The 26,049-nt window shown below is 67.7% G+C and carries 22 protein-coding genes; 7 read left to right on the top strand and 15 right to left on the bottom strand.

Going from position 1 to position 26,049, the window contains the following annotated elements:
- Nucleotides 1-43 precede the first annotated feature (43 nt).
- Nucleotides 44-2,992, top strand: coding sequence for an isoleucine--tRNA ligase (ileS, locus tag N4261_RS11565; RefSeq protein ID WP_261760284.1), 2,949 nt, complete (start codon nt 44-46; stop codon nt 2,990-2,992).
- Nucleotides 2,993-3,288: 296 nt separating this feature from the next.
- On the opposite strand, the gene N4261_RS11560 is transcribed toward ileS, so the two are convergent.
- The 5 genes from N4261_RS11560 to N4261_RS11540 form a co-directional block, all read right to left on the bottom strand.
- The gene (locus N4261_RS11560; protein WP_261760283.1) at nt 3,289-4,500 is read right to left on the bottom strand and encodes a hypothetical protein; all 1,212 of its coding nucleotides are present in this window, start codon (nt 4,498-4,500) and stop codon (nt 3,289-3,291) included.
- An 80-nt stretch (nt 4,501-4,580) separates the two neighbouring features.
- Nucleotides 4,581-4,808, bottom strand: coding sequence for a YbdD/YjiX family protein (locus N4261_RS11555; protein ID WP_261760282.1), 228 nt, complete (start codon nt 4,806-4,808; stop codon nt 4,581-4,583).
- Nucleotides 4,801-6,879 (bottom strand): carbon starvation CstA family protein, encoded by a 2,079-nt coding sequence (locus N4261_RS11550; protein WP_261760281.1) that lies wholly within the window; start codon nt 6,877-6,879, stop codon nt 4,801-4,803. Before N4261_RS11550 ends, N4261_RS11555 begins: the two co-directional genes overlap by 8 nt.
- 442 nt (nt 6,880-7,321) lie before the next feature.
- Complete coding sequence (locus N4261_RS11545) at nt 7,322-7,981, bottom strand: response regulator transcription factor (RefSeq protein WP_261760280.1); 660 nt, start codon at nt 7,979-7,981, stop codon at nt 7,322-7,324.
- Nucleotides 7,978-9,408, bottom strand: coding sequence for a cache domain-containing protein (locus N4261_RS11540; RefSeq protein WP_261760279.1), 1,431 nt, complete (start codon nt 9,406-9,408; stop codon nt 7,978-7,980). The genes N4261_RS11545 and N4261_RS11540 overlap by 4 nt, the downstream gene beginning before the upstream one ends.
- A gap of 119 nt (nt 9,409-9,527) precedes the next feature.
- Between N4261_RS11540 and lspA the strand changes: the two genes are divergently transcribed.
- The 3 genes from lspA to N4261_RS11525 all read left to right on the top strand — a co-directional run bounded on the left by lspA (nt 9,528) and on the right by N4261_RS11525 (nt 13,217).
- Nucleotides 9,528-10,043 (top strand): signal peptidase II, encoded by a 516-nt coding sequence (gene lspA, locus N4261_RS11535; RefSeq protein ID WP_261760278.1) that lies wholly within the window; start codon nt 9,528-9,530, stop codon nt 10,041-10,043.
- Nucleotides 10,044-10,314: 271 nt separating this feature from the next.
- Nucleotides 10,315-11,196, top strand: coding sequence for a DUF2189 domain-containing protein (locus tag N4261_RS11530; RefSeq protein ID WP_261760277.1), 882 nt, complete (start codon nt 10,315-10,317; stop codon nt 11,194-11,196).
- A 146-nt stretch (nt 11,197-11,342) separates the two neighbouring features.
- Complete coding sequence (locus N4261_RS11525) at nt 11,343-13,217, top strand: hybrid sensor histidine kinase/response regulator (protein WP_261760276.1); 1,875 nt, start codon at nt 11,343-11,345, stop codon at nt 13,215-13,217.
- Here the strand turns inward: N4261_RS11525 and N4261_RS11520 are convergent.
- Nucleotides 13,197-14,180 carry a quinone oxidoreductase family protein gene (locus N4261_RS11520; RefSeq protein WP_261760275.1) on the bottom strand — a complete coding sequence of 328 codons (984 nt, stop codon included), beginning with the start codon at nt 14,178-14,180 and terminating at the stop codon, nt 13,197-13,199. The two genes, N4261_RS11525 and N4261_RS11520, sit on opposite strands and share 21 nt — an antisense overlap.
- A 58-nt stretch (nt 14,181-14,238) precedes the next feature.
- On the opposite strand from N4261_RS11520, the gene N4261_RS11515 reads away from it, so the two are divergent.
- Nucleotides 14,239-15,147, top strand: a complete 909-nt coding sequence (locus N4261_RS11515; protein ID WP_261760274.1) for a DMT family transporter — start codon at nt 14,239-14,241, stop codon at nt 15,145-15,147.
- A 53-nt stretch (nt 15,148-15,200) separates the two neighbouring features.
- Here the strand turns inward: N4261_RS11515 and N4261_RS11510 are convergent, their stop codons facing one another.
- The 3 genes from N4261_RS11510 to N4261_RS11500 all read right to left on the bottom strand — a co-directional run bounded on the left by N4261_RS11510 (nt 15,201) and on the right by N4261_RS11500 (nt 17,759).
- On the bottom strand, nt 15,201-15,815 hold the full coding sequence (locus N4261_RS11510; RefSeq protein WP_261760273.1) for a hypothetical protein: 615 nt from the start codon (nt 15,813-15,815) through the stop codon (nt 15,201-15,203).
- Between the two features lie 177 nt (nt 15,816-15,992).
- Nucleotides 15,993-16,781: an SDR family oxidoreductase gene (locus tag N4261_RS11505; protein ID WP_261760272.1), complete on the bottom strand. Its 789-nt coding sequence runs from the start codon at nt 16,779-16,781 to the stop codon at nt 15,993-15,995.
- Nucleotides 16,782-16,802: 21 nt separating this feature from the next.
- A complete protein-coding gene (locus N4261_RS11500; RefSeq protein ID WP_435532034.1) occupies nt 16,803-17,759 on the bottom strand; it encodes a DMT family transporter in 957 nt (318 codons plus the stop codon).
- A 206-nt stretch (nt 17,760-17,965) separates the two neighbouring features.
- On the opposite strand from N4261_RS11500, the gene N4261_RS11495 reads away from it, so the two are divergent.
- Nucleotides 17,966-19,537 carry a sensor histidine kinase gene (locus N4261_RS11495; RefSeq protein WP_261760271.1) on the top strand — a complete coding sequence of 524 codons (1,572 nt, stop codon included), beginning with the start codon at nt 17,966-17,968 and terminating at the stop codon, nt 19,535-19,537.
- Between the two features lie 283 nt (nt 19,538-19,820).
- Here N4261_RS11495 and N4261_RS11490 read toward each other — a convergent pair whose 3' ends face one another.
- The gene (locus tag N4261_RS11490) at nt 19,821-20,060 is read right to left on the bottom strand and encodes a hypothetical protein (RefSeq protein ID WP_354005410.1); all 240 of its coding nucleotides are present in this window, start codon (nt 20,058-20,060) and stop codon (nt 19,821-19,823) included.
- Between the two features lie 110 nt (nt 20,061-20,170).
- Complete coding sequence (locus tag N4261_RS11485) at nt 20,171-20,695, bottom strand: hypothetical protein (RefSeq protein WP_261760270.1); 525 nt, start codon at nt 20,693-20,695, stop codon at nt 20,171-20,173.
- Between the two features lie 258 nt (nt 20,696-20,953).
- On the opposite strand from N4261_RS11485, the gene N4261_RS11480 reads away from it, so the two are divergent.
- On the top strand, nt 20,954-21,811 hold the full coding sequence (locus N4261_RS11480) for a transglycosylase SLT domain-containing protein (protein WP_261760269.1): 858 nt from the start codon (nt 20,954-20,956) through the stop codon (nt 21,809-21,811).
- Nucleotides 21,812-21,990: 179 nt separating this feature from the next.
- Here N4261_RS11480 and N4261_RS11475 read toward each other — a convergent pair whose 3' ends face one another.
- The 4 genes from N4261_RS11475 to N4261_RS11460 form a co-directional block, all read right to left on the bottom strand.
- A complete protein-coding gene (locus N4261_RS11475) occupies nt 21,991-23,673 on the bottom strand; it encodes an MFS transporter (RefSeq protein ID WP_261760268.1) in 1,683 nt (560 codons plus the stop codon).
- 357 nt (nt 23,674-24,030) lie between these two features.
- Nucleotides 24,031-24,693 (bottom strand): 2-hydroxychromene-2-carboxylate isomerase, encoded by a 663-nt coding sequence (locus N4261_RS11470; RefSeq protein WP_261760267.1) that lies wholly within the window; start codon nt 24,691-24,693, stop codon nt 24,031-24,033.
- 218 nt (nt 24,694-24,911) lie between these two features.
- On the bottom strand, nt 24,912-25,187 hold the full coding sequence (locus N4261_RS11465) for a DUF1289 domain-containing protein (protein ID WP_261760266.1): 276 nt from the start codon (nt 25,185-25,187) through the stop codon (nt 24,912-24,914).
- Between the two features lie 159 nt (nt 25,188-25,346).
- Complete coding sequence (locus N4261_RS11460; protein ID WP_261760265.1) at nt 25,347-25,844, bottom strand: YbaK/EbsC family protein; 498 nt, start codon at nt 25,842-25,844, stop codon at nt 25,347-25,349.
- Between the last annotated feature and the right edge of the window lie 205 nt (nt 25,845-26,049).

Here is a 26,049-nt window from a genome sequence, read left to right as displayed (position 1 = left end):
GCGCGCGGATCCTTCTTCCGCCGCATCAACGATTGCCGCCGCCATGAACGACGCCTCCAAGCCGGACACCACCGCCCAGCCCGCCCCCGCCGGGGCCCCGCAGGACAAGACCGACTACCGCGCCACGCTGAACCTGCCCGACACCCCCTTCCCGATGCGCGGCGACCTGCCCAAGCGCGAGCCGGGCTGGGTGAAGGACTGGGAAGACCAAGGCATCTACAAGAAGCTGCGCGACGCCCGTTGCGGCAAGCCGAAGTTCGTCCTGCATGACGGCCCGCCTTATGCGAACGGCCAGATCCACATGGGTCATGCGGTCAACAAGATCCTGAAGGACATCATCACCAAGGCGCGCCAGCTCGAAGGTTTCGACGCCGCCTACATCCCGGGTTGGGACTGCCACGGCCTGCCGATCGAGAACCAGATCGAGAAGACCTACGGCCGCGGCCTGCCGCGCGACGAAGTGCAGGCCAAGAGCCGCGCCTATGCCGCCGAGCAGATCGACCAGCAGCGTGCGGACTTCAAGCGCCTGGGCGTGCTGGGTGACTGGGACCATCCCTACCGCACCATGGACTTCAAGAACGAGGCCGGTGAGATCCGTGTCCTCAAGCGTCTGTTCGAGCGCGGCTTCGTCTACCGCGGGCTCAAGCCGGTGTACTGGTGCTTCGATTGCGGCTCCTCGCTGGCCGAATTCGAGATCGAATACGCCGACAAGCAGTCCCCTGCGGTCGATGTGGCCTTCCTGAGCGCCGAGCCCGCCAAACTGGCCGCCGCCTTCGGCCTGAACGCGCTCGACAAGGACGCCTTCACCGTCATCTGGACGACCACCCCCTGGACCATCCCGGCCAACCAGGCGCTCAACCTTAATCCGGAGCTGCCTTACGCGCTGGTGGACACCGAGCGTGGCTACTTCGTGGTGGCCGAAGCGCTGGTCGAGAAGTGCCTGGCCCGTTGGGGCATCGAGGGCAAGACTATGGCGGTCACCCCGGGCAAGTCGCTGGAACTGCTCAAGTTCAAGCATCCGCTGGCCCATGTCCATCCCGGCTTCGATCGCGAAAGCCCGGTCTACTTGGCCGACTACGCCACCGCCGACGACGGCACCGGCGTGGTCCACTCCGCACCGGCCTACGGCGTGGATGACTTCAACTCCTGCATCGCGCACGGCCTGGCCTTCAAGGACATCCTGAACCCGGTGCAAGGCAACGGGGTCTATGAGGCCGAGCTGCCGCTGTTCGGTGGCCAGCACATCTGGAAGGCCAATCCGGTCATCGCCGAGGCGCTGCACAACGCCGGCCGTCTGATGGCGCAAAGCAAGATCACCCACAGCTATCCGCATTGCTGGCGCCACAAGAGCCCGGTCATCTACCGTGCCGCCGCCCAGTGGTTCGTGCGCATGGATGAAGGCGACGGCGTGTTCACCGTCGACAAGGCCGAGAAGACCCTGCGCCAGATGGCGCTGGAGGCCATCGACGCCACCAGCTTCTATCCCGAGAACGGCCGCACCCGGCTGCACGACATGATCGCCGGCCGTCCCGACTGGTGCATCTCGCGCCAGCGCAGCTGGGGCGTGCCGCTGCCGATCTTCCTGCACAAGGACAGCGGCCAGCCGCATCCGGACACCCTGGCCTTCATCGAACGCGCCGCCCAGTTGGTCGAGGCCGGCGGCATCGAGGCCTGGTCCAAGCTGGATCCGGCGGAGTGGCTGGGCGAGGACGCCGCGCTCTACAGCAAGGGCCAGGACATCCTGGACGTGTGGTTCGACTCCGGCTCCACCTTCCAGCATGTGCTCAAGGGCAGCCATGCCGGCGCGGCGCATGACAGCGGTCCGGAAGCCGACCTCTATCTGGAAGGTCATGACCAGCATCGCGGCTGGTTCCACTCCTCGCTGCTGATCTCCTGCGCGCTCAACGGCCGCGCGCCCTACAAGGGACTGCTGACCCACGGCTTCACCGTGGACAGCAAAGGCCACAAGATGAGCAAGTCGCGTGGCAATGGCGTGGACCCTCAGGACACCAGCAAGAAGCTGGGCGCCGAGATCATCCGGCTGTGGGTGGCCGCCTCCGACTACTCGGGCGACATCGCCGGCGACGACAAGATCCTCGCCCGCGTCGTGGACGGCTACCGCCGCATCCGCAACACCCTGCGCTTCCTGCTGGCCAACGTGTCGGATTTCAATCCCGCCACCGATGCCGTGCCGCTGGACCAGTTGCTGGAAGCCGACCGCTACGCCCTGGCACGCGCTGCGCAGTTCCAGGACGACATCCTGGCGCACTTCCAGCGCTACGAGTTCCACCCGGTGGTGGCCAAGCTGCAGGTCTACTGTTCCGAGGACCTGGGCGCGTTCTATCTGGACGTGCTGAAGGACCGCCTCTACACCACCGCCCCCAAGAGCGCGGCGCGCCGCTCGGCGCAAACCGCGCTGTGGCACATCACGAACGCGATGCTGCGCTGGATGGCGCCCTTCCTCAGCTTCACCGCCGAGGAAGCGTGGAAGGTGTTCGCCGGCAAGTCGGCCGGCGACTCGATCTTCACCGAGACCTTCTGGACCTTCGATGGCCACGCCCGCAACCCAGGCGTCGAGGCAGCCGTTTCGGCAACGCCGCAACCCGCGTCCGAAGCCGCCCTGGCGCTGATCGGCAAGTGGAACCGCATCCATGAGATCCGCGATGCGGTGAACAAGGCCATCGAAGCGGTGCGCACCACCGGCGCGATCGGCTCTTCGCTGCAGGCCGAGGTCACCCTGGGCGTGCCGGCGGACGACCTGGCCCTGCTGCAAAGCCTGGGCGACGACCTGAAGTTCGTGCTGATCACGTCGGCCGCCTCGGTGGTCGCGGCGGCAGAACTGACGGTGACCGTCACGCCGTCGACCCATGAGAAATGCGAGCGCTGCTGGCACTATCGGGCCGATTTGGGCGCCAATCCGGCGCATCCGACGCTGTGCGGCCGCTGCGACAGCAACCTGTTCGGCGACGGCGAGACCCGCCGCGTGGCCTGATCCCGATCGGGACCGCGATCCAGGCCACGGCCTGATGGCGGTCATCCCCGGTCATCCCGGTCACATGAGCGCGAGTGCCGTTGAGGGTCTCGCGCTTTTTTCATGGTCCGGCGCCTGAGCGGTCGCGCCATGCCCTCACCCATCCCAGTCCCGCCGAGGTCCCGCCGGTCGTCAGGCCGGGCGTCAGGCCGAGGCGTGGCCGGTAGTCGCAGCCGACCGACCCATCCCATCGGGTCGTCTCGCTCCACTGATCACTGTGCGCGCAGGCGGCGAGCCGTCCTGGATCGCAGCCGCCGTCAGGCCGCAGTGGAATCGGACGGCGATCGTGAAGCGACATGAGGGGCATGCGCGGCATCGCTGTCGGTCGTCGGCGCGCGCATCTGTCTGTCAATGACGCTGTCCAACAAATCTCCCACCCTCATCGGACGCGGGGCCGCAACGGCCCGCGGTGGCTCAAAGCCCGTGATGAACACTTCACCGCTCTCCAGGTCAGAGCGGTCAGGCTGCTCCTGGCGGCCAGACGCTGGCCAATTGAGCCAGGCGCCGGACATGCTGCGGGGCGTCGCCGCGGGACCGGGAGGCTGGTCCGTCGGCATGGAAAAAGACGCCGAGGCCTCGGTGGTCGGCAACGGAGAACCGGGCCGCTTCCGACTCGACGACAAGGTCCACAGCCTGCGCGCAGCGGTCTCGGCTTGGTGAGCCGCGACCAGCTCGTGCACACCGACCCTGCCGGTGATCGGATGGAACGTGGCGTCGACATTCGAGGCCTTCGCGGTTGAATCCTCTTCGATTGAGCGCTCTGCCGCTGAGGCTGAGGCTGAGGCTGATGTTGAGGCCGAGGCCGAGGCTGATGTTGAAGCAGCCGCCAATGAGGCGATCCTTCGAACCGGCGCTCCCTGCTCCACCTGATGCAGCGGCACCTCCCAAGCCAGTTGCTCACTCACCTCCGGGAAATGCTTCCGGAGCTGACCCACCAGCAATTGACGCAGCATGTCCTCATTGCGAGCTGCCGGCAGGGCGTGGCGGTCGAGCAGCGCTTGAAGTTGGCCGTCCGCGGCCAAGACCGTCGTCAAGGCGAGAAAGAAGCCATCTCCTCCCACGCCGGTCATGCAACGTCGCGGCGCCGGTCGTGGGGAATGATCCGTGGGTTCGTGATTGCTGCGTCGGCGAAGATAGCAATAGAACGTCCCGGCGGGCTGCTCAACGCTTCTGGTGCAGCCAATGGAATACCAGAACTGCGCGGGCCCGCTGTGCAACTTTTGCATCGCATGGTCGCAGTCGAGGATGCACAGGCCGCGATCCTGGGGGAAACCGTCGGCGCGAACAAGGGCCTTGGCCAGCCAGCGGATCAGCATCGCCTGGCGCGCATGGTCGCACCAGGTGCCGGGGCGCTCCAGTTGCTGAAGCCATTGAACCGCTTGCGCGCTCAAGGCGGTCTGGCCGGATGGCCCCGCGGTGAAGGACGCGGCGCCCAGGAGTTGCTGAGGGGAGAGATGCGGAAAGTTCATGACACAGCCTTCACCGGAAATCTTGGTGCAGGCTGTGTCGGCCCCCGCCGCCAAAGTGTTCAGCGTCGTTCGGACCCGCGTCAGCAACACCGGCCGGTTCGGCTGTTGTAGCGGGCTTCCTGGCGCTCGCGGAAGAACGCCTCGTAGCTCAGGGGTGGCTGATCCGGATGGGTGCGGCCCATGTGCGCCAGATAGGCGCCATAGTCCGCTCCGACCAATTGCTGCCGCACGCCGCGCGCCATGTAGCGGCCGGCCTGCAGCACGTCCGCTGCGGTGGCCAGCGCCGCTTGCGCCGCTTCCTTAAGCATGACCGGTCGCCGTGGCGTTGGCGGGCATCGGCTCGAACGGGGTCTCATGCACCGTGGGGTGCCGCTCGGCACGGGCTTTCAGCACCGCCTTCACGCTGTAGAACAACACGCTCAGCACCACGAACATGAACAGCACGCACAAGGCCGCATCCAGCCGGTCGTTGAAGATCACCCGCTCCATGGCCTCCAGGCTCTTGGCCGGCGCCAGCACCTTGCCCGCTGCCAGCGAATCGGCGTACTTGGCGGCATGCGCCAGGAAGCCGACCTTGGGGTCCGCACTGAAGATCTTCTGCCAGCCGGCGGTCATCGTGCACACCAGCAGCCAAGCGGCCGGCACGATGGTGGTCCAGGCATAACGGTCCTTCTTCATCTTGAACAGCACCACCGTGCCCAGCATCAGCGCCACGGCGGCGAGCATCTGGTTGGCGATGCCGAACAGCGGCCACAGCGTGTTGATGCCACCCAGCGGGTCGACCACGCCCTGATACAGGAAGTAGCCCCAGGCGGCCACGCACAGGCCGGTGGCGATCAGGTTGGCCGGCAGCGACTCGGTGCGCTTGAGCGCCGGCACGAAGGTACCCAGCAGATCCTGCAGCATGAAGCGTCCGGCGCGGGTGCCGGCATCCACCGCCGTCAGGATGAACAGCGCCTCGAACAGGATGGCGAAGTGATACCAGAAGGCCATCATCGCCTTGCCGCCGACCACCTGGTGCAGGATGTGGGCCATGCCCACGGCCAGCGTCGGCGCGCCACCGGCGCGCGCCAGGATGGTGTTCTCGCCGACGTCCTTGGCGGTCTGCACCAGCATCTCCGGCGTGATGACGAAGCCCCAGGTGGAGAGCGTGGCGGCCACCGCCTCGGGCGTGCTGCCGACCAGCGCCGCCGGGCTGTTCATCGCGAAGTAGACGCCCGGCTCGATGCAGGAGGCCGCGACCAGCGCCATCACCGCCACAAAGGATTCGGCCAGCATGCCGCCGTAGCCGATGAAGCGCGCATTGACCTCGTTGTCCAGCATCTTGGGCGTGGTGCCGGAGCTGATCAGCGCATGGAAGCCCGACACCGCGCCGCAGGCGATGGTGATGAACAGGAAGGGGAACAGGTTGCCCGACCACACCGGACCGTTGCCGGCGGCAAACTGGGTGAAGGCCGGCATCTGCAGTGGCGGGGCGACGATCACGATGCCCACCGCCAGCGCGATGATGGTGCCGATCTTCAGGAAGGTCGACAGATAGTCCCGCGGCGCCAACAGCAGCCAGACCGGAATGCAGGCCGCGACAAAGCCGTAGCCGATCAGCATCCAGGTCAGGGCTTTGCCGTCATAGGTGAACAGCGGTGCCCAGGCCGGGCTCTCATGCACCCATTGGCCGCCGACGATGGCCAGCATCAGCAGCACGAAGCCGATGACCGAGACCTCCCCGATGCGACCGGGCCGGATGAAGCGCAGGTACACGCCCATGAACAGCGCCACTGGAATCGTGGCCGCCACGGTGAAGGTGCCCCACGGCGAACCGGCCAGGGCTTTCACCACGATCAGGGCCAGCACCGCCAGGATGATGATCATGATCATGAAGGCGCCGAACAGCGCGATCACGCCGGGCACCAGGCCCATCTCCTGCTTGACCAGGTCACCCAGCGAGCGACCGTCGCGACGGGTGGAGATGAACAGCACGATGAAGTCCTGCACCGCGCCGGCGAAGATCACGCCGGCCAGGATCCACAGCAAGCCGGGCAGGTAGCCCATCTGCGCGGCCAGCACCGGGCCCACCAGCGGACCGGCGCCGGCGATGGCGGCGAAGTGATGGCCGTACAGCACGTACTTGTGGGTCGGCACATAGTCCAGACCGTCGTTGTACTTCCAGGCCGGCGTCTGCCGGGTCGGGTCCAGGCCCAGCACCTTGGTGGCCAGGAAGAGGCTGTAGTAGCGGTAGCCGATCAGGTAGACGCAGATCGAGGCGACCACCACCCACAGCGCACTGACCGCCTCGCCGCGCGCCAGCGCCACGGTGGCCAGGGCGAACGCCCCCAGGATGGCCACGCCCGCCCAGGCGAGGTGGCGACTGATATTCGTCATCGGTGTCTCCTTCTTGGCGTGGGCCCGGCGCCGAGGTCGATCTCACGATCGCCTCGAAAGCGCTGCGCACACGGTCCGTGATTTTTTGCAGCAGGCAGTTTGCGTGCCCGTCAGCCGATGTGCATCCGTCTGATGCAGTAGCTGCGGCGCGTGGCATCGCTTAGGTGGAAACCCGATCCGTGCCGTCCGGGCGCGTCAGGCCGCGTCAGGCCGCGTCAGGCCGCGTCGGGCCGCGTCGGGCCGCGTCGGGCGTCGTCGGGCGTCGTCGTGTGACGTCGGGTGACGTCAGGTCAGGTCACGACTGGGATGTCGTCACCCTTGCGGGGCGCTGGTCCGGGTGCTTCCTCGGCGGAAAGCCGCCCTCACGGGCGCGGTACGGCCAGCGCGGCCAGCGCGGCCATCACGGCCATCGCAGCGGGCATGGCGCGCCGATACGATCCGTTCAGACCTCGTCGCGATGCAGGCCCCGCGCATGTTCGACCGCATAGCGGATCAACTCCGCCTGGCCGTCCACTTCCAGCTTGCGCTTGATGTTCTGACGATGGGTCTCGACGGTGCGTACCGACAGGTCGAGCGCCTTGGCAATCTGCTTACTGGATTCGCCGCGCCCCAGGGCGGAGAGGATCTCGCTCTCTCGCGGCGACAGGATCGGGCGCGGCTGCTGGCTGCGGAACATGCGCTTGGACACGCCCGGGCTGAGGAAGGTGCCGCCCGCGGCCACCGCATCGATCGCCGCCACGATCTCACCCGCCGGCGCGTCCTTGAGCACATAACCGCGCGCGCCGGCCTGCAGGGCGCGCTGCACATACGCCGGGTTGTCATACATGCTGTACATCAGCACCCGCAGATCGGGCACCCGCTCCAGCATCGTCTGCGCGAGCTGAATGCCGTTGTGGCCCTTCAGCCCGACGTCCAGCAACACCACTTGCGGCTGGGCGGAGATCATCATCACCATGGCCTCTTCGGCGGTGCCCGCCTCGCCGACCACCCGGTAGCGGGCTTCGCCCTGCAGCCGGGACCGCAAGCCCTCCCGCACCAGCGGATGGTCGTCCACCAGCAGGATGCGCACAGGATCGACAGGGGGTGCGACGGTCTCGTTCATGGAACCGGATTGTCGCGCGCCAGCCGGGTGATGGCGTCGCCGTCGACCAGGGCTTCGATCTGGGTGCCGTGGCCGGGACTGGATTGCAGCTCCAGCAGGCCGCCCACCGAGGCCAGACGCTCCCGCATGTTGCGCAGGCCGATGCCCTGGCTGGGATCGTCCCGCTCGGCGGCGTCCGGATCGAAACCGGCCCCGTCATCCAGCACCCGCAGCATCACCGCGCCGGGCGCAATGGCGCCCTCGTGCAAGGGGGTCGATCCGAACTCCAGCGACATCTCGACGCGCCTGGCCTGCGCATGCTTGACCACATTCGTCAGCGCCTCCTGCGCCACCCGGAACAGCACGGTGTTGAGCAGCTCCGGCAACTCGAACGGCGTGCCGACGATCTGCATCCCGACCGAGGCGCTGGCCGCCTCATCGCCGCCGTCGAACTCGCGCGCCAGATGCTCCAGCGCCGCCGGCAGCCCGAGGGTGTCCAGCAGCGCCGGTCGCAGCCGGTGGGACAGGCGCCGGACCTCGGTCAGGCTGTCGTTGAGCCGCTCCAGCGCCCGCGGCAGCAGCACGGTGTTTTGCGCCTGCTGGGCGGATTCGATCAGCAGCTTGGTCGACACCAGGGTCTGGCTGACTCCGTCATGCAGTTCCCTCGACAGATGCGCCCGCTCCTCCTCCTGCGACCGCACCACCTGATGCGCCAGCGCCCGCAGCTTGGCCTCGGCCACCCGGTGGTCGCTGAGGTTGAGCGCCAGGGCACAGGCGCTGATCAGCGCCACACCGAAGACGGCGATCCCGGCGATCCACCACATGGTCTGGGCGATGTTGGCCTGCGCCTCGCGGTCCAGCTGTTCCAGCGTGGCGTAGATTCCGTCCAGATACAGGCCGGTGCCGACCATCCAGTTCCAGCGCTCCATCGCCACCACATAACCGAGCTTGGGCGCGAGCTCGCCGGTGGACGGCTTGCGCCATTGATAGTCCACATATCCGCCGCCGGCGCGGGCCTGCGCAATCAGTTGCTGGATGGTCGGGCGGCCCAGCGGATCACGCAGCTCCCACAGATTGCGCCCCTGCAGTTCAGGCTGGCGGGAGTGCATCAGCACCCGGCCCTGCAGGTCGTAGACAAAGAAGTAGCCGTCCTCGCCATAGTCCAGGGCCGACAGCAGCCGCAGCGCTTCCTGCTTGTCGGACTCCACCGTGGACGGCGGCGCGTCCTTGTCATGCAGGTACAGCGGCTGCAGCGTGCTCACTGCGAGCTCCACATAGTGGCGCAGCTCGTCGCGCCGGGCTTCCATGTAGGTGCGCTGAACGGCCGCATGTTCGCGCGCCAGCAGCGCGCGCTCTTGCTGGCGCACCGCCATCGCGATCAGCAACAGCGAGGCGACCAGGGGCAGGATCGCCAGCAGCAGGATCTTCAGTCGCAGACGCAGTTTCATGGGAGCCGCACTGTAGCGGCTGCCATCGGCCGCGGCGTCCGGCTGCGCTGGCGCTACAGTTGCGGGTTTCGCCCCCTTGCCGGACCTCGCGCCGGTTCCGCAGCTGTCCGCCCTCGTCCATGGCCACCAAGTCCTCCTCCTCTTCGAAGTCCTCGGCATCCTCCTCGGCTCCGCTGCTCCAGTGGCTGGCCATTGCGCTGCTGATCGTCGTGGTCGATCAGTTCACCAAGGTGCTGGTCCTCAACAACTTCCAGTACGGCGACAGCCGCTACGTCTTCAGCTTCTTCAACCTGGTGCGGGTCCACAACACCGGCGCGGCCTTCAGCTTCCTGGCCGGCGCGTCGGGCTGGCAACGGTGGTTCTTTGTGGCGCTCGGCGTGGTGGCGACGATCTTCATCGTCTGGATGCTGCGCCGCCACGGCCATCAACGGATGTTCGCCTGGGCACTCAGCCTGATCCTGGGCGGCGCGGTCGGCAATGTGGTGGACCGCCTGCTGCATGGCTATGTGGTGGACTTCCTGCAGTTTCACTGGGCCAACTGGTACTACCCGTCGTTCAACATCGCCGACAGCGCCATCACCGTCGGCGCGGTGCTGCTGGTGTGGGACGAACTGCGACGCGTCAAGCGGGGCTGAACCGTCTCATGGGCCGATGTGGGCACTCGATCGGCGCATCGCATTGGCCTACCGCATTGGCGCATCGCACCGACCGACGCCCTGCAGTCGCCCACAGCCCGCCCCTGCCTCCGAAGCCAGATGGCCGGCGCAAATCCAGGCGGCGCTGAACCTGAGCCGTCGGGCAGCGCCCGTCACCGGCCGCGTAGCGGCCTACGCCGGCCCGGTTCCTGCCATTTCCTCGGGTGAAACGAGGCTGGTGCCGAACGCAGGCATTGCGTAGTCTTCGCTGATGGAGACACCGTCCGTCGAGCCACCGGTGGAGCGGCCGGTCGTGAGACCGAACCCGGAACCGCCTGCAGGACCACCTGCCGCATCGCCCGCAGCGCCGCCCGGGTCGGACCCCGAGGCGCCACGTCCGTGGCTGCCGCCGCTGCGACCGCTGCGCATGGCCGATCCGTGGCGATGGCTGGCGGCGGGCTGGCGCGACTTTCGGCGAGCGCCCGGCATCGGCCTGGTCTTCGGCACCCTGTTCGCGGTGATGGGCTGGGCCCTGGTGGGCGCGCTGCGTGCGGCGCCGGCGTATGTGCTGGCCCTGTCGGCCGGATTCCTGCTGCTGGGGCCCTTCCTGGCGCTGGGCTTGTACAAGGTCAGCCGCGACCTGGAGCGCAGCGAGACGCCCGACCTTGGCGACGCCCTCACCTGCTGGAGCGACCACATCGGCCAGATGGCGCTGTTCGGTGGCGCGTTGCTGCTGCTGGAGATGGTCTGGGCACGCGCTTCGCTGGTGATCTTCGCCGTCAGCTTCGACAGCCCGCCGGAGATTCACAGCCTGCGCGATCTGCTGGCACCTGACTACCTGCCGTTCCTCACGGCCTATGTCGCCGTGGGTGCGATCTTCGCGACGCTGATCTTCGCCTTCAGCGTGATTGCGCTGCCGATGATGCTCGACCGGGAGGTCGACGCCATCACCGCCGCGCTCACCAGTGCCCAACTGGTGTGGACCCAGACCGGCGTGATGGCGCTGTGGGCACTGCTCATTGCCGCGCTGGTGGGACTGGCGATGGTGCCGGGCTTTGCCGGGCTGTTGATCGTCGGCCCCTGGATCGGCCATGCCAGCTGGCACGCCTACCGCAGCGCGGTCGGCGATCTGCGCACGAGTGACAGCGGATGAGGGCGAACACCGCCGAATGGAGACATCAGCACGGATTCACCAACCGCTGAGCGCCCTGCTGGAACCGCTGAGGAGGAAGCCGCCCGGGCCGTGACGGATTAGGCATCGTTGAGGATGGACACGCATCGCCCGGCGGCGACAATGCGATGCGATTGCATCTCACCTTCACCCACGCGCCTCGGCTCATGCTCGATTTTTCATGCCTGACGCACTATGACTGGCTGGACGTCCCCATGTGGGTGTACGACCAGGAGCGTCAGCGCAACCTGTGGGCGAATGCGGCCGCCCTGAGCTTCTGGCGCGCCGACAGCGCCGAGGAATTTCTCTCCCGCGATCTCAGCGACATGAGCCTGGCCGTGTCCGAGCGGCTGGCGGTCACCGCCGCCGACCATGCGCAGGGCAAGGTGGTGCGCGAACAATGGACCCTCTATCCCAAGGGCCAGCCCGCCACCGTGATGCTGGTGTCTCGCGGCATCCGCACCCCGGACAAGCGCCAGGTCATGCTCTTTGCGGCGGATTCGCTGGTCAGCGGCGTGGACCGCAGCCTGCTGCGCGGCGTCGAGGCGCTGCAGCACACCTCGGTGCGCATTGCCGTGTTCTCGCTGCGTGATGGCAGCGTGCTGATGCGCAACCCGGCCGCAGCAATGTGCTTCAACGGCCTGCGAAAAACCATCGGCGCGACTGATTTCAGCGCCCTCTTCCCGGAACCGGACCTGGCGCGTCGCATCGTGTCGCAGGTGCGGGACGGACAGACCTTCGGTGCCGAGCTGGAGCTCAACACCGCCAACGGCCGCCGTTGGCATGCGATCGATGCCCGCCCGATGCGCGACCCGGTCAGCGGCGAAGTCGTGCTGCAGCTCAATGCACGTGACGTCAGCGACTTCAAGGCCACCCAGGCCCAGCTCGAAGCCGCCCGCGAGGCCGCCGAGGCCGCCAGCCAGGCCAAGAGTTCCTTCCTGGCCAACATGAGCCATGAGATCCGCACCCCGATGAACGGCGTGCTGGGGCTGACCGAGCTGGTGCTTCAGACCGAGCTCAACGACCGCCAACGCAAGTTCATCGAGCTCGCGCACAGTTCGGCCAAGGGGCTGATGGTCATCATCAACGACCTGCTGGACATCGCCAAGATCGAGGCCGGCCGGGTCATCATCGATCAGGCCCCGTTCAGCCTGCATGACTGCCTGCGCGAGGCGCTGCATCCCCTGCTGCTGCAGGCGCATGAAAAAGGCCTGCAACTGACGGCCCGCATCCAGCCCGGTGTGCCGCAGCATCTGCTGGGCGACGCGCTGCGGCTGCGCCAGATCCTGGTGAATCTGGTGGGCAACGCCTTGAAGTTCACTGAAAAGGGCGAGGTCCGGGTCGAGCTGCAACGCGTCGAGGACGAGGACGCACCCGCCAGCGCCCAAGCCGGCCCATTGCGGCTGCGCATCGCGGTGCACGATACCGGCATCGGCATGACGCGCGACCAGATTGCGCAGATCTTCAGCCCGTTCACCCAGGCGGATGGCAGCATCACCCGGCGCTACGGCGGCACCGGCCTGGGGCTGACCATCGTCAAGCGGCTGGTGGAACTGATGGGCGGCCAGGTGCAGGTCGAAAGCCAACCGGGCCTGGGCTCATGCTTCAGCTTCGAGGTGCGGCTGGGCCAGCCGATGGTACTGGACGAGGTGCTGCGCACCGAGACGGTCGATCTGCCGGTCGACGCCGCCGAGCAGTCGCCGGGACGGATCGGCCGGACAGCCGGGGCCCCCGCCACCTCGGTGCCTCCCCCCGCCCCTGCCGTGGACGACCACTGCGACGACCCGGACGAGTACGACGAATTCGGCTGCGCGCCGACGGTGCCCGCAGGCCTGGACGATCTGCCGCCCGCCGCCACCTACCGTCCGATGCCCCAGGTGCCCCGCCCGCCCGAGGATCCCGCCGCACGCGACGCCGCGCTGGCAGCGGACACCGTGGCCGCCAACCTCGACGGCAGCGGCGACCTACCGCCGCGCCCTTCCTCAAACCAGCAGCACGCCTGAACCGGTGGTGCGGCGGGATTCCATCTCCCGATGGGCCTGCTGCACCTCCTTGAGCGCATAGCGGTTCTCGACCTCGATCGACACCGCACCGCTGCGGACCACCTCGAACAGATCGTCGGCCATCGCCTGGGTGGCCGCCTGCGAGCTCAGGTGCACGAAAATCGATGGCCGGGTCAGATACAGCGCCTTGCCGGCCAACGCGCTCAAGGCGATCGGTGGCACCGCACCGGAGGCACTGCCGAAACTGACCATCAGTCCGAACGGCCGCAGGCTGGCCAGCGACCCCTCCCAGGTGGTGGCCCCGACCGAGTCGTAGACCACCTTCACGCCGGCACCGCCGGTGATCTCCCGCACCCGATCGGCGAAGTTCTCACGCTGGTAGTTGATGGCGAACGCCGCGCCGTGACGCAAGGCCAGGGCGCACTTGTCATCGCTGCCGGCCGTGGCGATCAATTGCAGGCCCAGGGCCTTGGCCCACTGGCAGGCGATCAGTCCCACGCCGCCGGCGGCCGCATGGAAGAGGATGAAGTCGCCGGACTGGAGCCCGTCCTGCGGCAGCGTCTTGCGCAGCAGGTACTGGACCGTCAGTCCCTTGAGCATCATGGCGGCGCCCTGCTCGAAGCTCAGGAACTCGGGCAGCCGCACCACGCAGCGCGCGGGCATCACCCGAGCGGTGGCATAGGCGCCGGCCGGCTGGCTGGCATAGGCCACCCGGTCGCCAACGGCCAGATGCGTCACCTCCGGCCCGACCGCCTCGACAACACCTGACCCCTCCATCCCCAGGCCGGTGGGCGTGGGCAACGGATAGGCTCCGCTGCGGTGATAGATGTCGATGTAGTTGAGTCCGCAGGCGACATGGCGGATCCGCACTTCGCCGGGACCCGGGTCAGCCAGGACGACCGACGCCAGCACCATCACCTCCGGTCCACCGGCTTGCGCCATGCGCACGGCAAGTTCACTCATCAGGATCTCCTCAGGAATTCCGCTATCGTGCCAGCGTCCCGGCCGTTGTGCACACACGATGTCGCTCACCCCACGTCTGACCCTGATGCTGGTCCTGCCCCCGTTGCTGTGGGCCGGCAACGCGGTGGTCGGCCGCTCGATCAGCGGGCTCATGCCGCCGCTGCTGCTCAATGCGATGCGCTGGACCCTGGCCTTCGTGCTGCTGCTGCCACTCGCCCGGGCCTTGCTGCAAGACCTGGCCCCGTGGCGGGAACGCTGGGGCTACTTCGCGCTGACCGGGCTGCTGGGCATGGGCTGCTACAACGCGCTGCAGTACCAGGCCCTGCACAGCTCGACCGCGCTGAATGTCACCCTGATCGCCGCCAGCCTGCCGGTGTGGATGCTGGCCATCGGCGCCCTGCTCTACCGCATCTGGCCGACCCGTCGGCAACTCGCGGGGGCCTTGCTCTCACTGGCCGGCGTGGGGCTGGTGATCTCCCGCGGGCATCCGGACCGGCTGGCGCAGGTGCAGTTCGTCCAGGGTGATCTGCTGATGCTGCTGGCGGTGCTGAGCTGGGCGTTCTACAGCTGGCTGCTCGCCCGCCCGCCGGCGCACATGCAGGGCAGCCGGCGGCCGCCCTGGGACTGGGCGTCGCTGCTGATGGCCCAGATGCTGTTCGGGCTGGTCTTTTCCTGGGGATCGGCCGGGTTGGAGCAACTGGCCGGTCCCGCGACCGTGCATTGGGGATGGCCGTTGGCGATGGCGCTGGTCTATGTGGCGGTCGGACCGTCGCTGATCGCCTATCGCTGCTGGGGCATCGGCGTGGCACAGGCGGGACCGACGCTGGCTGCCTTCTTCGGCAACCTCACGCCGGTGTTCGCGGCATTGATGTCGGCCGCCTTGCTGGGCGAATGGCCGCAGTGGTTCCACGGCGCGGCCTTCGGGTTGATCGCGGCGGGGATTGCGGTGTCGGCGCAGCGCCGGTGAGGCGCATGGCTCATCGGCGGTCGCTTTCCGCTCAGGAGGCTCTCAGGAGGCTCTCAAGAGGCCAACGGCAGCCAGACGCCGTTGAGGACCATGCCCTTCGGCGCGTCCGCACCGTTGGACGCGTGCCTCTCCGCGGCGTGCACCATTCGGCAAGGCCCATCGATCACGCCGGCCCGCCCATCGTCCCGCCGCCCGGCGCGTCGGCCATGGCGGCTACCCGCGCGGCGGTGGGTGTGCCTCGCGCATGCCTTCGGGTCTGCGCAGGCTGACCGGGCGCCACCACCCTCGCCAGCGTCTTGGGCCATCGGCTCGGTGCGGGAAACTCGTTCGAAGCGCCGCTCGATGCGCTCGATGCACGCCATCCGTTCAAAGCGCTCCACGACTTCGACCCGGGCCACCGGATCGCCGCGTTCGAAGGAATCGGTGGGGTCGAACGCATCCACCTCCACGAGCCGCCCGCCGCCGCCGATCGCCTCATCGGCGAGCGGTTCGACGCCCAGCGTGACCAGCTGGCGCTGGTCATCGCGGTCCTGCATGCTGGAACCGGCGCGGGCCCCACGGGGGCGCTCAGTCGATTCGGAGAGGATCACCGCATCGGTGACCTTGTCATTCGCGGGGTCCTGAGCGGCATGGTGATGTTGGCGGATGAGCGCGCGGGCCGGTCGCATGGCGGCTGTCCTTTGCATGAAGCGTGGTGGAGACAAGCGCATTCTTCGCCGTCGGTCCGATTCAGTTCCCCGCCTCTTGATGCACTCAGACGTAGCAAACACATCAATTGATGTGTGTTTTATCGGCCTTCACCAGCCTATTCTTGCTACCCCCGGGACCTCCCATCGATGGTCCGCTCAGAACGTCCCGGGGTAGGCGCCACCATCGAGCAGGATGTTCTGCCCGGTCAAATAACCGGCATGGGCGCTGCACAGCATGGCGCACAGCGCGCCGAACTCCGCCGCGCTTCCGAAGCGCTGGGCCGGGATGGCCGCCATGCGCCGGGCACGGACCTGGTCCACCGGCTGCCCGGATTTCTCGGCGCCGGCGGCCATGGTTTTCTTCAAGCGATCGGTGTCGAAGGCGCCGGGCAACAGGTTGTTGATCGTCACATTCCGACCGGCGATCTGCGGCTGGCGGGCGATGCCGGCGATGAAGCCGGTCAGCCCGGAGCGCGCGCCGTTGGACAGCCCCAGCACATCGATCGGCGCCTTGACCGCGCCGGAGGTGATGTTGACGATGCGCCCGAAGCCGCGCTGCGCCATGCCATCGACCGTGGCCCTGATCAGCTCGATCGGCGTGAGCATGTTGGCCTCGAGGGCGGCGAGCCACTCCTCGCGGCCCCAGGTCCGGAAGTCGCCGGGCGGCGGGCCGCCGGCGTTGTTGATCAGGATGTCGACCTGCGGGCAGGCCGCCAGCGCCGCGGCGCGACCGGCCTCGGTGGTGATGTCGCCGGCCACTGCGATCACCTGCACCGCCGGGTTGAGCGCCCGCAGCGCAGCGGCCTGCGCCTGCAGCGCCTCCTCACCGCGGGCGGTGATGACGACGTTCACGCCCTCGGCCACCAGCGCTTCGGCGCATCCGGCGCCCAGGCCCTTGGAGGCGGCGCACACCAGGGCCCAGCGGCCGTTCAGTCCCAGATCCATCTTGTTTCTCCGTTGAGTCGATCAGCGTCGGCGCGCCAGCAGCCACACGCCGCCAAGCACCAGCGCAGTCCCGGCGACGATCCACGCGGTGAGCGGTTCGTCCAGGATCAGCACGCCCATCAGTATCGTGGACATGGGCCCGATCATCCCCGTCTGCGCGGCGATGCCCGCACCGACGCGTTCGATCGCCATCATCACCATCAACACCGGCGCGAAGGTGCAGGCCAGCGCATTGAGCACCGACAGCCACCACACGGCCGGTGGCAGCTCGGCCAGCGACCCGACCGAGCGGATCAGCAGGAACTGGCCGATGCACAGCAAGCACGCGACCGAGGTCGCCAGCCCGGTCAGCCGCAACGCGCCCAGACGTTGGACGAACTCCCCGCTGTAGACCAGATAGAGCGCATACGCCACCGCGCTGCCGAACACCAGGCCGGCCCCCAGCCAGACCTCGCGCCCGGCCAGGCTCAGCTCATGGCCGAACACCAGCAGCACGCCGCTGTAGCTCACCGCCAGCGCGGCGATCTGGCGCAGGGCGACGCGTCGCTTGAACAGCAGCCAGCCCAGCAGCAGCACCAGGGTGGGATTGAGATAGAGGATCAGGCGCTCGAAACTGGCGCTCACATAGGCCAGGCCGGCGAAGTCCAGGAAACTGGCCAGGTAATAGCCCGAGAAGCCCAGGCCCAGCACCGCCAGGCGTTCCCGTCCGGTCTGCGGCGGCCGTCCGCGGCCCGCCCACCAGGCCAGCGCCAGGAACAGAGGCAGCGCCAGCAGCATGCGCAGCATGAGCAAGGTGACCGCATCGACCCCATGTCGATACGCCAGCTTGACGATGATGGCCTTGCCGGAGAACCCGATCGCGCCGCCCACGGCCAGCAGCCAGCCGCTGAGCGGGATGTCGCGAGGGGCCGCCGGCGATGGCGCCACCGGCACGGCAGTGGACGGCATCGAAGGACGCGATGGGACAGGACGGCTCATGGCGCCCGATTCTGGCGGCCGCCCGCTGGGTCGGCTTTCTCCAGCGGGCAAGGCTGCGTTGCGGGCATGGCGGGCCTTGCCAGTTACCGCGCCCGGCGGCGACGCTCACGTTCGCTCGGCAGCCCCTCGTTTCGCCGCATCGGCGGTGTCGCACCGCCCCCTCATAATCCACCGCATCAACAGGGATGGACAGAGGATCGGCGACCGTGGCTCTGATCAGAAGCTCCTTGCGCAATGCCGTGATGCTGGCCTTGCTGGTCGGCCTGCTGCTGCCCACGGCGGCGGTGCTGCTGTATGAGCAGCAGCTCAGCCGCCAGACCGTCATGGACGATCTCAGCCGCGACCTGGCCCGGGTCTCGGAAGTGCTGGCGCTGTCGCTGGCGGAGCCGATCTGGCAGGTGTCGCCCGATCTGGCCGAACCCATGGTCAAGGCACAGGCGGACGATCCCCGCTTCATCTCGGTCGTGGTGACCGAGACCGGTGCCCAGCAGCCCTTCGTCGAATTCCATCGCGGCTCCGGCGACGAGGCGCTCACCCGCATCGCCACCCGCCCGGTCATGCGGGAAGGCCGCCAGATCGCGGAATTGACCCTGCGGATGAGCGCCGAACCGCTGCTCACGCTCAAGCGCGCCGAATTGCTGAAGATGCTGTGGCGCAGCCTGCTGACCCTCACGCTCTCCCTGGCGCTGATCCTGATCGTGTTGCAGCGCCGGGTGCTGCGGCCGATGGCCCGGCTGTCGGAGGCTGCGGATGAGCTCGCAGCCGGCCGGCTGGACAAACCGCTGGCGCTGGGCGGCGAGGACGAGATCGCCCGCGTCGGCACCGCGCTGGAGCGCATGCGGCTGGCGCTGCTCAAGGCCTTCGATGACCTGCGGGGCCATGCGAGCACCCTGGAGGATCAGGTGTCCCAACGCACCCATGAGCTGACCAGCACCAATGCCGAATTGACCCAGGCCCTGGCGAACCTCAAGACCGCGCAGCGAGAGCTGGTGGAATCGGAGAAGCTGGCGTCGCTGGGCCGGCTGGTGGCGGGCGTGGCCCATGAACTCAACACGCCGCTGGGCAACGCGCTCACCGTGGTCTCCGCGCTGGAAGACCGCTGGGGCAAGATCGACCGCATGCTGACCGACAACACCCCGATGCGGCGCAGCCAATTGGAAGAACTGGTGAAGGACACCCGCCGCGGGCAGGACATCCTGCATCGCAATGTCCAGAAGGCGGCCGACCTGGTGCGGGACTTCAAGCAGGTCGCCATCGACCAGACCAGCGACACGCGCCGCGATTTCGAACTCGCCCAGGTGGTGGAAGACGTGCTGGTGATGGTGGAGCCCAGCTTCAAGCACACGCCTTGGCGCATCGAGACCGCGCTGCAGCCGGACTTGCGGATGAGCAGCTATCCCGGCGCGCTGGGTCAGGTGTTGACCAATCTGGTGATGAACACATTGGTGCATGCCTTCGATGGCCGCGAACAAGGCCGGGTCCTGGTGCGCTGCCAGCGGGTGGATGAGGATGAGGTCGAGCTGGTCGTGGAAGACGACGGGCGCGGCATGGACGCCTCGGTGGTCCGCCGCATCTTCGACCCGTTCTTCACCACCAAGCTCGGCAAAGGCGGCTCGGGGCTGGGGATGCACATCGTCCACAACATCGTGAACCATGTGTTGGGCGGGACCATCGAGGTGATCAGCCATCCCGATGCCGGCACCCGCATGGTGGTGCGGCTGCCGGTCCATGCGCCCTCGCGCACGGCCGGCGCTCCGGGGGATGAGCGGATCGGCTGACGAGTTGACCATCGACCATCGACCATCGACCGGCGACCATTGACCGGCTGACCGGCTGACCGGCTGACGGGCTGACGGGCTGACCGGCTGACCGGATGACCAGATGACGGGCTGACCGGTTGACCGGTTGGTCCGCCCAGGTCCTCGGGTTCTTCCGAACTGTTCTCCTGCGGGCCGACAGGAAGTCTTGACGTTCAGGGCCGAAGACTTTCCTTGTTCGGTCCCCCGGTGCGCCCGCTCGTCTGTGCCTCGCCGCGGCGTCCGCGGCTTGGCCTGTCGCCGCTTATTGCGACGCGCCGGACGCCGGCACGGGCACTGCCGCAGACGCCGCGGCCATGGCCGCCGAGGCGGCATCGCTGGCGGCCGAGTCGGCATGGCCGCCGGTGACATCGTGCTTCTCGCCCGTGAGGTCGATGTTGCCGCCGCTCTTCATCAGCACGAACAGCGCGATCGCGGCGAAAACGATGAATCCTAGGACGATTTTCCACATGGTTGCGAGCTTCCTTCTGAGGTTGCCGGTCACGAGTACAGACCGGGTCGTGGGCCATTGTGGAAAGCCAGGCTGACAGCAGGCTGAGCGGCAGACGCAGGAGAAAGCTGAGCGCGCGCCCCGATTTCCGGCCGTCTTGCGCCTCAGTCCAGTTGAGCGATCACATAGGCAATCGCGCGCCAGGTCGGATCGCTGCTGGTGGCCAGCACCCGCTCCACCAGCGGGCGCCACTGGTGCTGACCGCCTCCCAGCCGATCGACCATCGCGAACAGCAGCGTCGCGGCATCCGCTTCGCCGGAGAACTGTTCGCGCGCCAGTTCGGCCCGCCCCACCGAGGCATCGCCCCCCAGCAGCGCGCCCACGGCCATCAGCGCCTTGACGGCCCGCTCGTCACCGAGCTCCCGCGCCAAGGCGTTGGCGATCGGCGCAGCCTCGTGGGCGAGGCCCCGTCGGCAGGCCAGCAGGAGGCAGGCGGACAGCATCCGTGGTCTGGACCAAGACGCTTCAGGCATGGACGGGTGCGAGGTGCCGCCGGCCAGGCGGACCATGACTTCGGCACCAGCACCGGCACCGGCACCGGCAGCGCGACCGGTGCCATGAGTGGCGCCATGACCGGGACAGGCCGAGAGCGAACTGGCCTGCAAAGGCGGTGAGGACAACGGGTACATGGGATGAAGGCTCACAGTGACCGCTTCAGTCCAGCGTGGCGGCCTGTGGACACCGGCGCTGAAGGAATGCGAAGTGCCGTCTGCGGATCCGAAAACGGTCGCAGGCCCGTCGCGCCGCGCGCCTACGCCGGCTCGCTTCGTGGGCCTGGATGCGGCTTCGCATCGCGTCAGCGACGCGGAATGGGCCGCTCACCATGGGAGGGCATCCTCAACATTTCCCATGGGAAAGCTCAACAGAGCCTGACAAGGAGACCCAGCATGTCCGTGAGCGTTCAACAACAACCGATCGGGCTCGACGCCTTCGGCCAGTCGGGCCTGCAAGGTCTGCAGGGCGTGTCGTCGCAGTCACCGCAAGGCGCCAGCGAGATCCAGGCCCGTCTCACCGAGGCCATCCTCCAGATCCTCAACCTGCTGATCAACGAGATCATGAAGGCCCTGCAACAAGCGCAGCAGGCCCAACAGGCCCAGCAAGGCGGACAAGGCAGCCCGTCATCATCAGGTGGCGGCGGTAGTGGTGGCGGTGGGGGTGGGGGTGGCCCCTCCGGCGTAGGTGGACCGCAAGGCGTGTCCAACGCGTACAAGCCGACCCACGAGGCGCAAGGCCCGTCGGGCTACTCGTCGCCGGCCGCCTCCGCCAATTCGCCCACCCCGGCGGTGGGCGATGTGTCCTCCACCAGCGGCGGCAAGGGTCCGGCCGGCATGCCGGCGGAGCTCTGGCAAGGCTGCCAGGATGCCGCCAAGAAGACGGGCGTCGACCCCTACCTCCTGGCCGCGCAGATGGAGAAGGAAAGTCAGTTCGGCAAGGGACTGTCCGGCAGCCCGAGCGCCGGTGACGGCCTGATGCAGGTCGAGCCCGGCACCCGCCAGGCCTATGCCGGCAAGTTCCAGGAAAAGATGGGCCATGCCTATGACCACGGCGATCCGAAGGACCAGATCGCCATGGCTGGCGTGATCCTGGCCGACAAGGGCGGCGACGCCACCAACATGCTGCAGAAGTACAACGGCGGGGACAACTGGGCACCCGGCGCCACCGACTCCTACGGGCGGGAGATCAAGGCCGCGGAATATGCGGCGTCGGTCCAGGCCCGTGCGCAGCAGATGAAAGCCGGCGGCTGATGTCCCACGAATGAACAACTGAACGCCGATCCGGGATCCGAAAAAACCCCGGACCGGAAAAGCACAAGGGCGGCCGAGGCCGCCCTTGTCGTTGGTGTCATCGACATCCCGTCGGCATGCAGCCGGTAAGAACCGCCATGCCGCGGAGATCAGCGCCGCAGCGCTGATCCGTCCTCCGCTCAGTCGCGGGCGTAGATGTCCACGTCCTTGGTTTCACGCACGAACAGCAGGCCGATGACCAGGGTCAGCGCGGCGATGCCGATCGGGTACCAGAGCCCGTGATAGATGTTGCCGTTCTGCGCCACCATCGCGAAGCTGATCGACGGCAGCAGACCGCCGAACCAGCCGTTGCCGATGTGGTACGGCAGGCTCATCGAGGTGTAGCGGATGCGGGTCGGGAACAGCTCGACCAGCATGGCCGCGATCGGGCCGTAGACCATGGTCACATACAGCACCAGCACCGACAGGATGGCGATGACCAGCGGCGTGTTGACCTTGGCCGGATCCGCCTTGGACGGGTAGCCGGCAGCCTTCATCGCATCGCCCAGGTCCTTCTTGAAGGCGGCGATCTTCTTGGCGCTGTCTTCGTCGAACTTGTGACCACCGGCGGTCAGCGTGGCGGTCGGTGCCTCGATAACCTTGTCGCCGATCTTGACCTGACCCGTACCGGCCGTGCCGGGCACGGTCTCGTAGTTGGCCGCGGCCTGGGCCAGCGCCCGCTTGGCGATGTCGCACGGCGTGGTGAAGTCCACCTCGCGCGCCACCGGGCTGCCCTGGAAGGAGCATTGCGCCGGATCGGTCGTCAGCGTGATCTGTGCGGTGGCCTGGGCGCGAGCCAGGTCCGGGTTGGCCGCGTTGGTCAGCGCCTTGAACAGCGGGAAGTAGGTCAGGATCGCCAGCAGCAGACCGGCCATGATGATCGGCTTACGGCCGATCTTGTCCGACAGTGTGCCGAAGATGACGAAGAACGGCGTGCCGATCAGCAGCGCCACCGCCACCATGATGTTGGCTGCGGCCGGATCCACCTTGACCACGCTCTGCAGGAAGAAGAGCGCGTAGAACTGACCCGTGTACCAGACCACGCCCTGGCCGGCCACCAGGCCGAACAAGGCCAGCAGCACCACCTTCAGGTTCTTCCACTGGCCGAAGGACTCGGACAGCGGCGCCTTGGAGGTCTTGCCTTCGGACTTCATCTTCTGGAAGGCCGGCGATTCATTCATCGACAGCCGGATCCACACGCTGATGCCCAGCAGCAGAATCGACACGATGAATGGAATGCGCCAGCCCCAGGCGGCAAAGGTCGCCTCGCCCAGCGCGGTGCGGGTGCCCAGGATCACGATCAGCGACAGGAACAGGCCCAGGGTCGCGGTGGTCTGGATCCAGGAGGTGTAGGCCCCGCGGCGGCCCTGCGGCGCGTGCTCGGCCACATAGGTCGCGGCACCGCCGTATTCACCGCCCAGCGCCAGGCCTTGCAGCAGACGCAGACCAATCAGGATCACCGCCGCGGCGGGACCGATCGTGTCGTAGGTGGGCAGCACGCCGACGATGAAGGTGGACAGACCCATGATCAGGATCGTCACCAGGAAGGTGTACTTGCGGCCGATCATGTCGCCCAGGCGGCCGAACACCAGCGCGCCGAACGGTCGCACGATGAAGCCGGCGGCGAAGGCCATCAGCGAGGCGATGAACTGCGCCGTCGGATCCAGGCCGGTGAAGAACTGCTTGCCGATGATGGCGGCCAGCGAGCCATAGAGATAGAAGTCGTACCACTCGAACACCGTGCCCAGCGACGAAGCGAAGATGACTTTCTTCTCCTCCGCGGTCATCGGCGTATTGGTGGTCACTGCGCTTGCAGTTGCCATGGGGTTTGTCTCCTCATTTCACCCAGAGCCATCGACCGATGACCCATGGCCAGCACTATCCAGGGCGGCTCTGACCCGTTTCTGACAACTTGCTTGCCTGAGGCTGACAAAGTCCGGCGCAACCCTAGGTCCGGATTTCTCGATGCGGAATTTCCACCGATGTGCACCGCAGCAGAGGGTATGTCCCTAGCGCGCTGCCCGAACCCGCTTCAGGCGGGTGGCATCGCGTTGAACGGCTCATCGGCTCGTTCGATCGCTCGTTCGATCGCTCGTCAGCTCGTCAGCTCGTCAGCTCGTCAGCTCGTCAGCTCGTCAGCTCGTCAGCTCGTCAGCTCGCTGGCTCGTCAGCTAGCTGGCTCATTGGCGCCTGATGCCAACCGGCACTGCAGTCGCCAGCGACCACGCCGGCCCCTCGAACCACGGATCGCCATCCAGACACGCCACCGCCATCTCCAGCGCATCCAGCCCCCAGAACAGCTTGTCGTCCACAGCCAGCGTCGGCACGCCGAACACGCCGCGCGCCTGGGCCTCGTCGGTGGCCCCGCGCAGGGCGGCCTTGACCGCGTCGGACGCGGGATCCTGCGCCGGCGCCAGCTCGGTGGCGAGCGCCTGAAGTCGGGCGGCATCGGTCGCCTCCTGGCCGCCGCGCCAGACATGCGTCAGTACCCGTTCGACGGCAAAGCGGCTCGGCGTCAGCGCCCTGCCCTGGGCGTCCTGCCCGGGCTCGGCACAGGCCCACAGCAGGCGCAGCAGTGGCAAGGGATTGAACGGATGACTGGCGGGCAACGCCAGCGGCAGACCCAGCTGATGGCTCAGCCAGAGCACCTGGCGGTAGGTCCAGTCGCGCTTGCCCGGAATCTCGGCCGGTCCCTTGTGGTCGTTGGCCTTGAGCAGCGCGCCGAACAGGATCGGCACATATCGAACCGCGACACTGCGGCCGGCCAGCATCTCGGGCAGACGCTCGAAGGCCAAGGCCGCATAGGGCGAGATCGGATCGAAATAGAAATCCAGCGTCTTCATGCAGCACCTCCAGACGGATGGGCGCTGCCGGGCCGAGCCGGGCAGCGCGGGAACCAGCACCGGTCAGGGCAAGCGGTCAGCCCTTGACGGTATCACCAGGGACAGCGTCCGACGTCCTCCGGCGACGGCGACCCGCGTCCGGAAACGGGAAACGGGAAACGGGGAACGGGGAACGGGGAACGGGGAACGGGGAACGGGGAACCTGCACCGCTCGGTGGTCAGCGATCAGCGGCGGATTCCACCAGCGCGCCATGGGCTTGCAGCAAGGCACGGCGTGCCGGCATGGCGGCCAGGACGCGCAACCGCTGTCCATCGTCGGCATTGCGCCAAGCGGTGATCTCGGCGATGGTGCGCGCACAGCCTCGGCACAGCGCCGTAGGCTCATGCATCTGGCAGACGTTGATGCACGGCGAAGCGACACGGCCCTCCGGCGTCCGCGCGACCCCATCGTCGGCCTGCGCGGCGGATGCAGGTTCCGCGGGCGGGGTGGTCATCGTTGTCGAGGCGGAGGGGGAAGTCATCGGCATGAGCGGGTGATCGGTGTGACAGGCGTAGGCGACGTGAGCGGCGTCATCGGCGTCAGCGACGTGGGGATGGGGCCGACGTGATCGAGAGAGCGCTCGTGACCGAGGCCACCGGCGTGAGGGACTCGCTCATGGTTGCATCACATCCACGACCGGAGCGCCCGTGAGCGCGACCAGTTGGTCCGGGCTCATCAGAAAGACGCCATTCGGATGCCCGGCCGCCGCCCAGATCGCATCGAAGCGGAACAGTTCGCGGTCGATGAACAAGCGCGGCGGCACGCCGTCGGCCTCGGGCGCAAAACCCAGCGGGGACACGCCACCGATCGAGAAACCGGTACGGGCTTTCACATAGTCGGCATCGGCGCGGCCCAGCTTGCCGGTGAGGCTCTCGAGCTTGCGCTCATCCACCCGCTTGTCGCCGGAGGCGATCACCAGCACCGCGGCGTCGTCGAGCTTGCGGCGAAACACCACGCTCTTGGCAATCTGCCCGAGCGCCACGCCCAGGGCATCCGCGGCCTCCTGCGCACTGCGAGCCGACACCTCCAACCACCGCGGCGGATGCGGATGGGCCCGCGCCAGCAGGGCCGCGCTGACGCGCTGGAAGCCCTCGGGGCGGGACGATGCCACGGCGGCGGGCGTCGTTGTCGCTGTCGTTGTCGCTGTCGTTGTCGCTGTCACGACCGTCGCCGTTGTCGCCGCGCTTGTCGCCGCGCTTGTCGGTGCGGCGGCCGGCGCGGACACGCCGCCCTGGGCGGCTGGGTCGGCAGGGACGCCAGAAGAAGGAGTTCGCTCGCTCATGGCGCGCATTGTGCCGCCTGCGGCCGGATCGGGC

It is taken from the genome of Roseateles amylovorans, from assembly GCF_025398155.2.
GTDB classification, from domain to species: Bacteria; Pseudomonadota; Gammaproteobacteria; order Burkholderiales; family Burkholderiaceae_C; genus Roseateles; species Roseateles amylovorans.
This window is presented reverse-complemented; position numbering and strand designations above follow the sequence as displayed.

What these genes read in the sequence shown, in the direction of transcription:
- ileS (WP_261760284.1), top strand. Translation starts at nt 44, where the DNA reads ATGAACGACGCCTCCAAGCCGGACACCACCGCCCAGCCCGCCCCCGCC.
- N4261_RS11560 (WP_261760283.1), bottom strand. Translation starts at nt 4,500, where the DNA reads ATGAACTTTCCGCATCTCTCCCCTCAGCAACTCCTGGGCGCCGCGTCC.
- N4261_RS11555 (WP_261760282.1), bottom strand. Translation starts at nt 4,808, where the DNA reads ATGCTTAAGGAAGCGGCGCAAGCGGCGCTGGCCACCGCAGCGGACGTG.
- N4261_RS11550 (WP_261760281.1), bottom strand. Translation starts at nt 6,879, where the DNA reads ATGACGAATATCAGTCGCCACCTCGCCTGGGCGGGCGTGGCCATCCTG.
- N4261_RS11545 (WP_261760280.1), bottom strand. Translation starts at nt 7,981, where the DNA reads ATGAACGAGACCGTCGCACCCCCTGTCGATCCTGTGCGCATCCTGCTG.
- N4261_RS11540 (WP_261760279.1), bottom strand. Translation starts at nt 9,408, where the DNA reads ATGAAACTGCGTCTGCGACTGAAGATCCTGCTGCTGGCGATCCTGCCC.
- lspA (WP_261760278.1), top strand. Translation starts at nt 9,528, where the DNA reads ATGGCCACCAAGTCCTCCTCCTCTTCGAAGTCCTCGGCATCCTCCTCG.
- N4261_RS11530 (WP_261760277.1), top strand. Translation starts at nt 10,315, where the DNA reads ATGGAGACACCGTCCGTCGAGCCACCGGTGGAGCGGCCGGTCGTGAGA.
- N4261_RS11525 (WP_261760276.1), top strand. Translation starts at nt 11,343, where the DNA reads ATGCGATTGCATCTCACCTTCACCCACGCGCCTCGGCTCATGCTCGAT.
- N4261_RS11520 (WP_261760275.1), bottom strand. Translation starts at nt 14,180, where the DNA reads ATGAGTGAACTTGCCGTGCGCATGGCGCAAGCCGGTGGACCGGAGGTG.
- N4261_RS11515 (WP_261760274.1), top strand. Translation starts at nt 14,239, where the DNA reads ATGTCGCTCACCCCACGTCTGACCCTGATGCTGGTCCTGCCCCCGTTG.
- N4261_RS11510 (WP_261760273.1), bottom strand. Translation starts at nt 15,815, where the DNA reads ATGCGACCGGCCCGCGCGCTCATCCGCCAACATCACCATGCCGCTCAG.
- N4261_RS11505 (WP_261760272.1), bottom strand. Translation starts at nt 16,781, where the DNA reads ATGGATCTGGGACTGAACGGCCGCTGGGCCCTGGTGTGCGCCGCCTCC.
- N4261_RS11500 (WP_435532034.1), bottom strand. Translation starts at nt 17,759, where the DNA reads ATGAGCCGTCCTGTCCCATCGCGTCCTTCGATGCCGTCCACTGCCGTG.
- N4261_RS11485 (WP_261760270.1), bottom strand. Translation starts at nt 20,695, where the DNA reads ATGTACCCGTTGTCCTCACCGCCTTTGCAGGCCAGTTCGCTCTCGGCC.
- N4261_RS11480 (WP_261760269.1), top strand. Translation starts at nt 20,954, where the DNA reads ATGTCCGTGAGCGTTCAACAACAACCGATCGGGCTCGACGCCTTCGGC.
- N4261_RS11475 (WP_261760268.1), bottom strand. Translation starts at nt 23,673, where the DNA reads ATGGCAACTGCAAGCGCAGTGACCACCAATACGCCGATGACCGCGGAG.
- N4261_RS11470 (WP_261760267.1), bottom strand. Translation starts at nt 24,693, where the DNA reads ATGAAGACGCTGGATTTCTATTTCGATCCGATCTCGCCCTATGCGGCC.
- N4261_RS11465 (WP_261760266.1), bottom strand. Translation starts at nt 25,187, where the DNA reads ATGACCACCCCGCCCGCGGAACCTGCATCCGCCGCGCAGGCCGACGAT.